Origin of the sequence: Enterococcus sp. DIV0802b (assembly GCF_050543535.1) — a bacterium.
GTDB lineage: Bacteria > Bacillota > Bacilli > Lactobacillales > Enterococcaceae > Enterococcus_D > Enterococcus_D entomosocium.
Map to the genome: position 1 here is coordinate 61,167 of NZ_CP172941.1, position 13,952 is coordinate 75,118.

A 13,952-nucleotide genomic window follows, 5' to 3' on the forward strand; every position below is an offset into this window, starting at 1 on the left:
TTATAGTTAGAAACGTTGAATGGAGGAATTTTGATGGGACAAAACACGCAGTATGGAGAAAAAAAGATTGCGATCGATCGCAGAATCGGTTTTTTAGAAGAACATACGTATCACGGGAATGATCTTGGTGTGACTTTTCAAGGACAGCAAACCACGTTCAAATGCTGGTCACCAGAGGCAGAGGCCGTTTCAGTATTGCTTTATCAAAGCGGTGTTGCTGGGACTGACGATCATCTGCTGACGCTGCCAATGGTTCAAGAAGACAACTGTTGGCAAGTCACGACGGAAGAAAACGTCAAGGAGCTGTTTTATACCTTTGAGTTTCAACGAGATGGGCAGAAAATCGAAGCGATGGATCTTTATGCCAAGGCAGTAGGGATCAACGGAAACCGCGGTGCGATCATTGATTTAAAGGAAACAGATCCTGAAGGTTGGCAGGAAAGTCACGGCGTCGGTCAGCAGTCGATCACAGATGCCTATATTTGGGAATTACATGTCGAAGATTTCAGTGGTGCCGAAAACAGCGGTATTTCACCAGAAAATCGCGGAAAATATTTAGCCTTCACTGAAAAAAAGACCCATCTGGTGGGAGATGAAAGTCAACCAACTGGCATGGCCTATTTAAAAGAGCTGGGGATCAATTATGTTCATCTGCTGCCGATCTTCGATTTTGACAATGATGAAACTTCGTCTGCCTACAACTGGGGCTATGATCCGAAAAATTACAATGTACCTGAAGGACGATACGCTTCTGATCCTAGTGATCCCAAGGCGCGGATTCGTGAATGCAAGCAAATGATCCAATCGCTGCACGAAGAAGCCATCGGCGTTGTGATGGATGTGGTCTTTAATCACACTGCGATCACGGAAGAATCATGGTTTAATTTGACGGTGCCTGATTATTACTACCGTCAAGATGATGCAGGGAATTTTGCGGACGGTTCTGCTTGCGGCAATGAAGTGGCTTCTGAACGGAAAATGATGCGTAAATTTATCATTGATTCAGTTTTATATTGGGCGCAAGAATACAAAATCGACGGCTTTCGTTTTGATTTGATGGGCTTGATCGATGTGGAAACCATGAACCAATTGCGTCAACGCCTAGATGATGCCGGCTTCAGCCATGTGATTTTATACGGCGAGCCATGGGATGCCGGCAGCAATCAAATTATTCAGCCGAATATCCCAGCAAATAAAAGTAATGTTTGGGCACTGTCAGAAGGTGTTGCGGTTTTTAGCAATGATTTAAGAGACAGTATCAAAGGCGATGTCTTTGAAGAAACAGACGGCGCGTTTATTCAAGGAATGAATGGTCAACCGCAAGTCAAGCAAACCTTTTATGCAGCAAATTTGGCAACGGCGATTCAAGGAAATACGAAAGTTGCCGCACAAGAAGGCGCCGAGCGCTGGGCAAAATCGCCCCGCCAAGTGATCGCCTATGCCTCAGTCCATGATAATTTGACCTTATGGGACAAACTGGTGGCAACCATGCAGGCTTCAGTGAAGGAAAGAAATTATGGTTTTGATCCTGAGCTTTTAGCCCGCAACAAACTAGCAGCAGCCATTTTGTTTACTAGCCAAGGAGCAGTGCTGACTCAAGCTGGGGAAGAATTTGGCCGTACCAAAGAAGGCGATGAAAATTCCTTCCGTTCGCCACTGGCAGTCAATCAGCTGGATTGGTCACGTGCCAAAACCTTCAAAGAGTTGCGCGAGCTGTATCGGGGCTTGTGGGCATTGCGGCAGTCCTATGCACCATTGAGAGATGCCACGACCCAAACGGCTGAAAGCATGATCTTTTATGAGACAAAGGATGAAAATCGCTTGGCGTATCAAGTACCCAATCGTGACAAACAGCATCCATGGCGTTCTTTATTCGTTATACTCAATAGCACGGAAGAAACCTGGTCCTTTGACTTACCGACGGCAACAGAAAATGCTTCTTGGCACATCATTGCTGACCCCAAAGGAGCTGGGATCACTTCTCGCGGCGTAGCAGCGCCAAGAATAACCATCGACCCCTTGTCCTTCTGCATTTTGGCGGAACAAAGTAACTAATCAAAGTAGAAGCTAAAACAAACTAAAAATTTTAGTTTGTTTTAGCTTTTTTGGTAGTAAAAAAACAATTCTTTTGCTATACTTTTAACAGAATGAGAAGCAGAAAGCGGTGAGCAAATGAAAGTTGTGATCTCTGATATTGCCCGAAAAGCTGGCGTTTCCAGCGGAACTGTCTCTAATGCAATCAACAATCGTAAGGGGATCAGTGAACAAAAACGGCAAGCGATCTTGAAGATCGCTCGTGAGATGGGGTATTTTGATCAGCGAGAAATTAAAAAAACGGAAAGCCAAAAAATCAAATTTGTCGTAATGAATAAACAAGGAAATGTCGTAGGGGATACGCCTTTCTTTTCTGAATTGATCCGGGGGATCGAAATGGAATGCAGCGCGTTAGGCTATGAATTGGTCATTTCCCATATCACATTGGCGCCAGAGGAAGACCCGATCGAAAAGATCCGCCCAGAATTAGTAGATGGTTTGCTATTGTTAGGAACGGAATTGGAAAAACAAGATTTAGCAGTCTTCCGTCATTTGGAAGTACCCTTAGTGATTTTAGATACGATTTTTAATTCGCAGGACTTTGATTTTGTCGCCATCAATAATCGTGACAGCGCCTATGAGATCGTTGAAAAGATGATCGAAAAAGGCCACCGAGACATTGGCATCATCAACTCAACCTTTCAAATCAACAATTTCCGTGAACGCAAGCAAGGGTTTATTCAAGCGATCCAAGAGCATGATCTGATCCATTATGAAGAGACGGAAGCCTTAGTAGAACCCACCTTGGAGGGCTCATATCAAGACATGAAGGTCTATTTGGAATCCTTGCGTGCCGATCAGCGGCCGTTACCAAGCGCCTTTTTTGCGGTCAATGACAATATCGCCATCGGTGCCATGAAAGCCATTCGCGAAGTGTTCCCCGATCATCCGTTGGCCATCGTTGGGTTCGATGATATTCCTTTGGCGGAATTTTGCAACCCACCGCTGACCACCGTCAAAGTAGATAAAGTGTACCTTGGTCGCCAAGCTGTGCGACGCTTGATCGAGAAAATCACCAGTGAAGATGAAAACCATCTGAAAATGCTGGTCGCCACGACGATCGTCGAACGCGAAAGCATCAAGTAAGAAAAAAATAAGAAGCAGGACAAAACGTTTAGCAAGCGTTTTGTCTTTTTTTAGTTATTAAACAAAAATATTTATCTAAAACTATTGCAAAATATTTAGCTTATGCTATATTTAAGGTGTAAAAAGTAAGGGATTACATTTTGAGGAAGTGAATAGATGACACAGATCGGTCTCTTTTGTGCAACTGGGCTCTCCAGCGCACTGCTCGTCAAAGCGCTCAAAGAACAACTAGCGGATGATCAGCATTACCAAGTGAATTCCGCGCCTTTTTCAGAAATATTTATGGTGGGAAATGACTATGATTTTTTGATTTTAGCTCCTCAAACCCGCTTCAATCAAGCGAAAGTCGCAGCAGCCTTTCCTGATAAAAAAATCGTTTTACTGACGGATGAGGAATTTCTGAGCAGAAATGTAGTACGAGTCGCCGAAGAAATAAAAATTTAGCTAAATATACTAAAACGCAAAGGGTGGTTTTATGGATAAAGTAACAATCGGGTTCGCCCCGACTAGAAGAAATTTATTTAGTGCAGAAGCAGCCGTTGAGTACGCCAATCTGACACGACAAAAAATGGACGAACTGGCCATTGATTATGTAGATATTTTAGATATCAACGAAGACGGCTTGCTATACGATGATGAAGGGGTTGAAAAAATCGCCGAAAAATTCAAAGCAGCAAAAATCGACGGTCTTTTTCTAGCCAATGAAAACTTTGGTACGGAATATGCCTGTGCTCGTCTAGCCAAAAAACTAGATGTTCCCGTCTTATTATGGGGACCCAAAGACGAGACACCAGCCGCCGACGGTTCACGTTTGCGGGATACGCAATGCGGTCTTTTCGCTATCGGGAAAGTCTTGCGCCGTTTCAAGGTACCTTTCACCTATGTCAAAAATTCTGATATTGATTCACCGGAATTTGCCCGCGGCTTGCAAGACTTTATCAAAGTCTGCAATGTCGTCAAGACCTTCAAACAAACACGAATCTTGCAAGTTGGCCCACGCCCCTTTGATTTTTGGACCGTGATCTGCAACGAAGGCGAACTATTGGAGCGTTTCAATATCTCGCTATCACCAGTACCGATCCAAGAAGTGGTGCAAGAAATCAAGAAAGTCAAAGAACAGCAGCCAGATAAATTGCAAGCAGTCATTGATTATTTCGAAACCAATACAAAAGTCCAAATTTCGGCGAAAGATTTGGAGATGGTGGCAGCCCTTAAAGTGGCCTTGCAAAACTTATGTGAAAGCTACGGCTGCAATGCAGGGGTCATCCAGTGTTGGACGGCTTTACAAGACGAAATCGGTATTTTACCGTATGCCTCCCTGTCGCTTTTACAAGAAGAAGGTCTGCCTTTTGTCTGTGAGACGGATGTTCATGGGGCGATCTCGGAACTGTTGGTCGAAGCCGCTTCGTTGGGGGAACACCGTGCGATCTTTGCGGATGTCAACTGCCGCCATCCAGAAAACGAGAATGGCGAATTGCTGCAGCACTTAGGGGTTTTTGCTTATTCCACTGCGGAGACCAAACCCATTTTGCCGCAACGGCATTTTGTTTTTGACTATCCGGGATCAGTCGCTTTTCGGGCAATCAAAGACGAGTATACGTTGTGTCGCTTTGATGGAGACAACGGCGAGTATTCGTTGCTGATGGGCACCGGCAAAGGGATCGATGGACCATACAATCAAGGGACCTATCTCTATCTAGAATTTGCGAATTTGAATCGCTTGGAATTCAAACTCGTTGAAGGCCCTTATATTCATCACGTTGCGGCGGTCAGAAAAAATGTGGTGCCGATCTTGTACGAAGCGTGCAAATATATCGGCGTGCAGCCAGATTTTTATGATCCGATCGAAGAAGACGTCAAAGCATACTTGAGAGGGGATCAATCATGGAAATAAACGAGCTGGAAATGAAGGCTTTAACGATTCGAAAATCCGTGTTAGAGCTGATCTATCAAGCAAAAACGGGTCATACTGGTTCGGATCTTTCTTGTACCGATATTTTAGTGGCCCTGTATTATCAGATAATGAATGTGGATGCGAAAGATCCCCAAAAGCAAGATCGTGACCAGTATATCCAAAGTAAAGGACATGCTGCAGAAGTACTATGGGCCGTTTTAGCTGACAAAGGTTTTTTGCCGAAAGAAGAATTAGCCACCTTTTCGCAATTTGGTTCACGACTGATCGGTCATCCAAACAATAAAGTAGCTGGGGTTGAGATGAATACTGGTTCGCTAGGTCACGGCTTACCCGTCGCAGTAGGGATCGCCTTGGCAGGCAAACTGGATCACCGCACGTATCAAACCTATACGTTGTTGGGAGATGGCGAATTAGCAGAAGGCTCGGTATGGGAAGGAGCCATGGCGGCTGCCAACTACCAGCTGGACAATTTGACCGCCATCATTGATCGCAACGGCTTGCAGATCACTGGAGCCTCGGAAGATGTGATGGCAGTGGAGCCGCTAGATGAAAAATGGCGTGCCTTTGGTTGGGATGTGCATATCGTTGATGGCAATGATATGGCTGCCTTGGTGGCTGCATTAGAAAAACCGCATCAGCCCAATCAACCGAAGCTGATCATTGCTAAAACCATCAAAGGCAAAGGCTATTCTGCAGCCGAAAATCAAGCGCAATGGCATCATAAAGTGCCAACGGCAGAAGAGCTTGCACAAGCTATTGCCGAACTTGATCAGCAAATGGAGGTTTTGACTCATGGGAAAAAATAATATTGCCAATCGCCAAGCGATGTGCGACGTATTGATTGAAGAAGGAAAAAAGAATCCTGCGATTACGGTGTTGACCAGTGATTCTCGTGGTTCCGCTTCGTTAGCACCTTTTGCCAAGGAATTACCGACACAATTGGTGGAAGTAGGGATCGCAGAGCAAAACATCGTCAGTATTGCGGCCGGCTTAGCCCATATGGGCAAACGCCCTTTCGTTGCATCCCCTGCTTGTTTTCTCAGCATGCGCAGTATCGAGCAGATCAAAGTCGATGTCGCGTATTCGAATAAAAATGTCAAACTCGTAGGCATCAGCGGCGGTGTCAGCTATGGGGCATTAGGCATGAGTCATCATTCCTTGCAAGACATCGCAGTGGCACGAGCGATCCCTAATTTGCAAGTGCTGTTGCCAGCAGATCGCTTTGAAACGATCCAAATGTTTAAAGCCTTAGCGGCTTCAAATGAACCAGCCTATATCCGTCTCGGTCGCAATCCTGTTGAAGATTGTTATGATTCTGCAGATTATCCTTTTGAGATCGGCAAAGCCATTGAGCTGAGAAGCGGTCAAGATGTCGCATTGCTCGCCACTGGCGAAACCGTGCGCCAAGCGTTGGATGCTGCTGAGCTATTGGAAAAACAAGGTATCACTGCTACCGTTTTAAATGTTCATTCCTTGAAGCCCTTTGATTTAGAAACGGTCAAACGAGTGGCGAAAGAAACAGGCACCGTGATCACTGTGGAAGAACACAGCCGATACAACGGCTTAGGAGCTGCCGTGGCGGAAACGCTGGCAGAAGAAACGGACATTCGACAAAAAATCATTGCTTTTCCGGATGAAGCCTTGATTACTGGTTCTTCGTCAGAACTGTTTGCCCATTATGGATTAGACGGTGCCTCCATAGCGAAAACAGCGGTTGCGTTTCTAGGAGCTTAAGATGGACAAGACCTATCAGCTTGTTTTAGATCAGAGTACATCCGGTACCAAGCTCTTACTGTTTCAAGAAGGGAAAATCCTGCAGCGTTACGATAAAAAACATCGCCAAATTTATCCAAAAGTCGGGTGGGTCGAACATGATCCCCTCGAGATTTGGCAAAATGTCCAAGAATTGCTGGCACAAGTGTTTCAAGAACAAGCGATCACTTCAGATCAAATCGTTTCCTTGTCATTGACCAATCAGCGAGAAACGATCGTTGCTTGGGATCGATTGACCGGCAATCCCCTGTACAATGCGATCGTGTGGCAATGCAACCGCAGCGCTACGATTTGTGATGAATTGACGGCACAAGGCTGGGAAAAGACGATCAATCAAAAGACCGGTTTGCGCTTAGATCCGTATTTTTCCGGCACCAAAGTGAAATGGTTGGCCCAAGAATTATCGGCCATCAAAGAAAAGTCGGGGACTGGCGAATTGGCGATCGGTACGATGGATAGCTGGCTGTTGTGGAATTTAACGCAAGGGACAGTATTTGCGACAGAAGCCAGCAACGCTTGCCGAACATTGTTTTACAATATTGAAGAGGGCCGTTGGGATGCAGAACTCGTCAAACTTTTTGGCATCCATTTAGCAGACTTGCCAGCGATCAAACCTGCTGATACGGTTTTCGGTAGCTATCACGGAATCCCTATCAAAGGGATCTTAGCCGATTCACAAGCGGCATTATTTGGGGAAGGTTGTCAAAGCCTTGGGGATGTAAAAATCACGATGGGCACCGGTTGTTCGATCATGATGCAAGTGCAGCAGGAGCAGACGTTGCGGGATCGCCGCATTTTGACGACGGTCGGCTGGCAAACTAGCCAGGAAACAGCGTTTGCGCTAGAAGGCATCATCCGTTCCTGTGGTGACGCCATCAACTGGTTCAGTGAGCAAGTGGCTCCGCTGCCAGATGTAGCTGAGATCTGCCAAGAAGTGCTGACCAGTGACAGTCAAGAAGACATCTATTTTATCCCAGCATTGCAAGGAATGGGTGCCCCTTTTTGGGATAATACGATGACTGCCAGCTTTGTCGGCATGAAACGCACAACGACGACTCATGAGCTGTTGAAAGCCGTTTTAGAAAGCATCATTTTTCAAATCAAAGCAGTGATCGATGTGATGGAAGAAGTCGCTGAACGACTGATTAATCAGGTAATGATCGATGGCGGTGTTTCGAAAAACCGCGCCTTGATGAGCTTATTGGCGACTTTGATCAATAAACCCGTCATCGTCAGCGAAGTCGAAGAATTTTCAGCCATCGGCACAATGCTTGTTGCCAAACCAACCATGAATGAACCAGCTATTCAGCAAACCACGATCGTTCCGCAAGCCGAACAGGCCGTGATCCGTTTGAAATATGAAAAATGGAAACGGTTCATTGAGAAGTCAGCTGCTTTTAGTGAAGGATAAAGGAGGAACTATATGGAGACCCAACGAATCCAATTGAATCAAACGGCTTACGTGGATACCTATTTATTGCACCAATCCAAAGAGTACAATGTCGGCAAGAAACGACCGCTAGTGATCGTCTGTCCAGGCGGCGGCTACGCCTTTACCAGTGATCGAGAGGCGGAAGTCATTGCCTTGAAATTCAATAGTATCGGGCTAAATAGCGTTGTTTTATGGTACACCACCGGTGATCAGGTGAAAAACGTTCCCCACAATGCCTTGATGGAAGCCGCCCAAACCGTCAAAATCATTCGTGCGCATGCTCACGAATGGTTGGTGGATGAGGAGCAAATCATCGTTTGCGGTTTTTCAGCAGGCGGACATCTAGCGTTGCAGCTAGCGACGCGCTGGCACGATGCTGAGCTGGCAGAAGCGTTGGGCGTCAGCAGTGACTTACTGAAAGTGAATTTGGCGATCGCTGGCTACCCATTGGTTTATCAAGAGCATGCTTTCCCAATCGATGAGCTAGGCTTTGCCGCTCGTCTAATCGAAACACCTTTAACTGCCAACGAGCGCTTTTTTGGGAGTAAACAACCGACGGAAGAAGCCATTCAATCCATGAACATTTTGCATCATGTCGATCAGTGGACACCTCCGATGTTTCTCTGGCATACGACGGAAGACGTCTTAGTCGATGTGGCGCACTCGTTGAAGTTGGCGGTCAAATTAAGAGAAGCAGAAATTCCATTCGAACTGCATATTTTTGAAAAAGGCGAACACGGACTGGCATTAGCGGATCGAACAACGGCACGCAAGCCAAGTCACCTCAATGCCCATGTCGCCAAATGGTTTGAGCTGTGCGAAGGCTGGCTCAGTAGTTATATTGATTAATAACCGCCAGTGCACAACTTGTGCCGATGAAAGGAGAGCTCCACCGTGAAAATCACCGTAAACCAAAATAACCGCACCTTATTGCGAGACGGACAGCATTTCTTTTATTTAGCCGATACTTGCTGGAGTGCTTTTACTAGTATTCAAGAAAATGACTGGATCACCTACTTAGACAAACGCAAAGAGCAGGGCTTCAATACCCTTCAAATCAATGTGTTACCGCAATGGGATCGCAGCCGTGGTCAATTTGACTGCTTGCCGTTTCCCCTTGATGCGGGCGTCTTTGATTTTACGGTTTGGGAGGATGCCTATTTCGAACGGGCTCAGCGTCTTTGTAAAATTGCCGATGAGAAAGGCTTTACTTTAGCATTGGTTGTCTTGTGGTCAAACTATGTCGCTGGCACTTGGGCTAGCCAGTTGGACAAAGAACGCAACGTGTTGCCGGAGGATTGCCGCCAGGCCTACTATCAAAAAGTGATTAAGACGTTTGATGCCTTCCATCCGATCTACTTTATTGGTGGCGATACGGACTTCCCAACACAGCCAACCATCGATACGTATCTAGAAGCCTTTGCTTTCTTTGAAAAGCATTCGCCCAATACCTTGAAAACGATTCATATCAAGGGACGTTTTGAAGAAATCCCTGAACCTATCGTCGAACATTTGGACTTATTTTTATACCAATCAGGTCATAACAGCGCCTTTTTGAATATGCCTTATTATTTGGCAGAGCGTTTTTATCAACGAGAACCGCAACTGCCGATCATCAACTCAGAACCTTGCTATGAACAAATGGGCTATGCCCGTCACGTATACGGTCGATTTGGTCAAAAAGATGTCCGCAAAGCAGCATGGCAATCATTGTTAGCCGGCGGCTCGGCTGGGATCACGTACGGTGCCCACGGCATCTGGAGTTGGCAAACCCCGACGGCAACCTTTGCGGAAGAAATCGGGGAAGCGTTTGATCGTCCGATGATTTGGCCAGAAGCTTTGTCTTTTCCTGGGGCAGATGATTATGGCTTTATCAAGCAATTATTTGAATTATTAAATATTCAGGAGCTTGTGCCTTGCCAAGAGCGCTTGATCGATGCAGATGAACAGATTCGTATGGCAGCTATCGCAGGAAGGAAGGATGCCTTGCTTTACTTGCCAAGCAATACAACAGTTCGCCTGCAAGGAGATCTTTCTACAGCGACCGTCACATTGATCGATTTGAACACCAATCGTTTCTTGAAACCAAAACTGACAGTTACTGATGGTATCACTGTTTTCCATCCCCACAATTGTCACGAAGATGTATTGTTCGTCATCCAAATAAAGGAGTGAAAAGAAAATGGATAAATATATGGATAAGGTATTAGTATTTGCAGATAAAATCTCCAACAATCGGTATTTAAAGGCAATTTCAAACGGGTTGATGGCGACGCTGCCGATCAACATTATTGGCTCGATCGCCTTGTTGTTAGCAGTTTTGCCGATTCAAGGGTGGACAGATTTTATCAACTCGATCAATATTGGCGGTTATTTTTCCGTCGGTTACAGTATGACCGTTGGGGTTATCTCAGTGTACGCTTCCTTTCTTGTCGGTCACCGTTTAGCGACAGAATTTAAGCAGTCGGCAGTCCCTGCCGGCATCGTTTCGTTGTTTGCCTTTTTGATGATGACGCCAATGGTCACCTTGGAGGAAACAACGACCCTCGACATGAGCAAACTCGGCGCTCAAGGCTTGTTTACCGCTATGATCTGCGGCTTAGTTTTTGCTCGTTTGTACTGCTTTATTTTAGAAAAAAATATCGCCATCAAAATGCCAGCAGGCGTGCCGCAATTTGTGACGGATACCTTCGCCGGTTTGATTCCAGCAATTATTTCTGGGTTTACCGCGATCGTCATTAGCTGGGCATTCAGTTTTACTTCTTATGGCTCATTTTCAGATTTCATCTATCAAATCTTGGCAATGCCGCTGCAAAGCTTGTCTTCTAGTGTCGGTTCGTTGTTATTTATTGTACTGATCCAAATGGTGCTATGGTTCTTCGGTATCCATGGTTCGTTGGTGGTGGGTAGCTTTGTCACCGCTTTGTACTTACCAATGGATGTAGAAAATATGGATGCTTTAGCTAGCGGTGTTGCTCGTTCCGAGCTGCCAAATATTTTGAGCAAGTCGTTTTATGATTTGTTTGCTGGTATTGGTGGGGCTGGGGGAACATTGTCATTGATTATCGTTATTTTGCTGTTGGCGAAATCAAAACAATCACGGACAGTCGCTAACCTAAGTGCCGTTCCTGGATTGTTCACCATTAATGAGCCGGTGATTTTTGGCTTACCGCTGATTTTGAATCCAATCATGGCGATTCCGTTCATATTAACACCATTGGTTCAAGTGCTTGTGGCGTACCTAGCGATCTGGAGTGGGATCGTTCCACGACTTAGTGGCGTACAAGTTCCCTTTGGCACACCGATTTTTCTAAATGGGTTTCTAGCTGGAGGCTGGCAGGTCGCAGTTCTACAAGTCGTTTGCGTTTTGGCAGGCTGCTTGCTGTACATTCCTTTTGTTAAAGTCTTAGATAAAGGAAAATTAAAAACCGAAGCAGAAGCAGCGCAAGCGGAGGGTCACCCACAAACTGAAAGTATCGATGCAACGGGGGAAACGGTTTAAAAGAAACCGATTTTATGATGACAAGCCAATGAGTTAGTGCTATAGTTAAAGAAAGAAAACCCACGTGGATTGTTACTGACTCGATCAGGCAAGACCTAAATAAGAAAGCGCTATTCTCGTTTTAGCAGCGGCTCTTATTTAGGTTTTTTGTTTTTTATCGGAGATTTTTCAGTAACCAGCTAGGTAGGTTTATCAAAAGAAAACAAAAGGAGAACGAGCAAATGGCAAAATTTCCAGAAAATTTCTTATGGGGCGGCGCGACCGCAGCGAATCAATTAGAAGGGGCGTTCGATCGCGATGGCAAAGGATTGTCAGTGGCGGATGCAATGCCTGGCGGCAAACAGCGTTTAGCGATTTTAGGTAGTGATACGTTTGATTGGACGATCGATGAGGACAAATACACTTATCCAAATCATCGCGGGATCGACCATTATGACCGTTTCAAAGAAGACATTGCGTTGTTTGCAGAGATGGGCTTCAAGAGCTATCGTTTTTCTATCGCTTGGACACGTATCTTTCCAAAAGGCGATGAAACGACACCAAACGAAGCTGGGCTAGCATTTTACGATGCGCTGATCGATGAATGTTTGAAATACGGGATCGAGCCAGTGGTTACGATCTCCCACTATGAAATGCCTTTGCATTTAGCCAAAGAATACGGTGGCTGGAAAAATCGAGCATTGATCGATTTCTATGAGCGTTTTGCAAAAGTCGTCTTGGAACGGTTCCACAGCAAAGTCAAATACTGGATGACCTTCAATGAGATCAACTCTGCTTTCCATTTCTCTGCATTGAGTCAAGGAATGGTCAACAGCACGGGTGCCAGCGACTTTACAAACGTGATCCAAGCGTGGCACAACCAATTTGTTGCCAGCAGTAAAGCAGTCAAAATCGGCCATGAATTAAACCCAGAGTTACAGATCGGTTGTATGATCATTTATGCAACGACTTACAGCATTGATGCGAACCCAGTCAACCAAGTGGCGACGATGATCCATAATCAAGCCTTCAACTACTACTGTGCCGACGTGCAGGTACGTGGAAAATACCCATCCTTTACGGATCGTTTGTACAAAGAACACGGCGTCAATAAAGAGGATCTTGAGATTACCGAAGAAGACTTAGCCTTGATTGCTGAACATACTGTTGACTATGTTGGCTTCAGCTACTACATGTCTTCTGCCGTGGATATCACCACAGAAGAAGCCGATGAAGTGCAAGGAAACTTGTTAGGCGGCGTCCGCAATCCATTCTTAGAAGCAAGTGAATGGGGCTGGCAAATCGACCCAGAAGGGCTGCGCATCGCGTTGAATGAATTGTATGATCGTTATCAAAAACCGTTGTTTATCGTGGAAAACGGCTTAGGAGCCATTGATACCTTTAACGAAGAAGGTAAGATCGAAGATGACTATCGTATCGATTACTTGCGCCGCCACATTGAAGCAATGGGGGAAGCGATTGCTGATGGCGTAGACTTGATCGGCTACACGCCATGGGGCTGTATCGACCTTGTCAGTGCTTCAACAGGCGAAATGAGCAAACGCTATGGCTTTATCTATGTTGACTTTGATGACGAAGGCAACGGCACGATGGATCGTTCCAAGAAAAAATCCTTCGATTGGTACAAACAAGTTATTGCAACAAACGGAGAAGAGTTGGCCTAAGTGTTTCGTTAGACTCACGGATGACGCAGGATCCGTTATAAAAGAAAACCGATCAACGGTGCTCCTATACTGGCGCATCGTTGATCGGTTTTTTGTGATATTTGGGTTTAACGGGTATGTTCATAGCTGTCTCGTAACAAAGATTGGAGTTGTTTTTCTGATACAGAGCCATCTAGTAATGCGGTGAGCCAATGGTTTTTATTCATGTGATAAGCGGGTAGATAGCCGTGACTTTGATTGATGATCGAAACCATTTCGGGCGCTGCTTTGACATCTAAAATCTCGATCATTCCCGTTCCTTCCAGGCCTAATTTCTGCTTTTCTACAGTCATCAGCAAGCCAAACCATTTGCCGCTTTTACGGTGCCGCAAGACTTGGTACTCGGGAAACTTTGCAAATGGATGGTCGATCTGAACATCATTGAAGGTCTGAGCGAATGCGATCAGACGGTTTATTTTCTCAATTTGACACTCAGCTTTCGGCATT

General features: G+C 45.5%; 12 protein-coding genes. 11 read left to right on the forward strand and 1 reads right to left on the reverse strand.

All coding sequences use genetic code 11. From position 1 onward, the window contains the following. Positions 1-33 precede the first annotated feature (33 nt). The 11 genes from pulA to IGJ12_RS00340 all read left to right on the forward strand — a co-directional run bounded on the left by pulA (position 34) and on the right by IGJ12_RS00340 (position 13,466). Positions 34-2,055 carry a type I pullulanase gene (pulA, locus tag IGJ12_RS00290; protein WP_420657274.1) on the forward strand — a complete coding sequence of 674 codons (2,022 nt, stop codon included), beginning with the start codon at positions 34-36 and terminating at the stop codon, positions 2,053-2,055. 117 nt (positions 2,056-2,172) lie between these two features. Next, positions 2,173-3,180 carry a LacI family DNA-binding transcriptional regulator gene (locus IGJ12_RS00295; RefSeq protein WP_016611647.1) on the forward strand — a complete coding sequence of 336 codons (1,008 nt, stop codon included), beginning with the start codon at positions 2,173-2,175 and terminating at the stop codon, positions 3,178-3,180. Between the two features lie 156 nt (positions 3,181-3,336). Further along, entirely contained in the window at positions 3,337-3,624 is a 288-nt protein-coding gene (locus IGJ12_RS00300; protein ID WP_005232868.1) for a PTS family beta-glucoside porter, read from the forward strand. 31 nt (positions 3,625-3,655) lie between these two features. Further along, positions 3,656-5,074 (forward strand): L-fucose/L-arabinose isomerase family protein, encoded by a 1,419-nt coding sequence (locus tag IGJ12_RS00305; protein WP_430617633.1) that lies wholly within the window; start codon positions 3,656-3,658, stop codon positions 5,072-5,074. Beyond that, positions 5,065-5,901 (forward strand): transketolase, encoded by an 837-nt coding sequence (locus IGJ12_RS00310; protein ID WP_008376701.1) that lies wholly within the window; start codon positions 5,065-5,067, stop codon positions 5,899-5,901. Before IGJ12_RS00305 ends, IGJ12_RS00310 begins: the two co-directional genes overlap by 10 nt. Next, positions 5,888-6,829 (forward strand): transketolase family protein, encoded by a 942-nt coding sequence (locus tag IGJ12_RS00315; RefSeq protein WP_430619233.1) that lies wholly within the window; start codon positions 5,888-5,890, stop codon positions 6,827-6,829. Before IGJ12_RS00310 ends, IGJ12_RS00315 begins: the two co-directional genes overlap by 14 nt. Before the next feature lies 1 nt (position 6,830). Then, on the forward strand, positions 6,831-8,279 hold the full coding sequence (locus IGJ12_RS00320; protein ID WP_430619234.1) for an FGGY-family carbohydrate kinase: 1,449 nt from the start codon (positions 6,831-6,833) through the stop codon (positions 8,277-8,279). A gap of 12 nt (positions 8,280-8,291) precedes the next feature. Continuing rightward, positions 8,292-9,149 (forward strand): alpha/beta hydrolase, encoded by an 858-nt coding sequence (locus IGJ12_RS00325; RefSeq protein WP_430619235.1) that lies wholly within the window; start codon positions 8,292-8,294, stop codon positions 9,147-9,149. A 45-nt stretch (positions 9,150-9,194) separates the two neighbouring features. Continuing rightward, entirely contained in the window at positions 9,195-10,475 is a 1,281-nt protein-coding gene (locus IGJ12_RS00330) for a DUF4038 domain-containing protein (protein WP_430619236.1), read from the forward strand. A gap of 7 nt (positions 10,476-10,482) precedes the next feature. Further along, positions 10,483-11,802, forward strand: a complete 1,320-nt coding sequence (locus IGJ12_RS00335) for a PTS sugar transporter subunit IIC (RefSeq protein WP_016611642.1) — start codon at positions 10,483-10,485, stop codon at positions 11,800-11,802. Positions 11,803-12,023: 221 nt separating this feature from the next. After that, positions 12,024-13,466 (forward strand): glycoside hydrolase family 1 protein, encoded by a 1,443-nt coding sequence (locus IGJ12_RS00340; protein WP_005226517.1) that lies wholly within the window; start codon positions 12,024-12,026, stop codon positions 13,464-13,466. 107 nt (positions 13,467-13,573) lie between these two features. Here the strand turns inward: IGJ12_RS00340 and IGJ12_RS00345 are convergent, their stop codons facing one another. Beyond that, complete coding sequence (locus IGJ12_RS00345; protein WP_430619579.1) at positions 13,574-13,930, reverse strand: MmcQ/YjbR family DNA-binding protein; 357 nt, start codon at positions 13,928-13,930, stop codon at positions 13,574-13,576. Positions 13,931-13,952 lie beyond the last annotated feature (22 nt).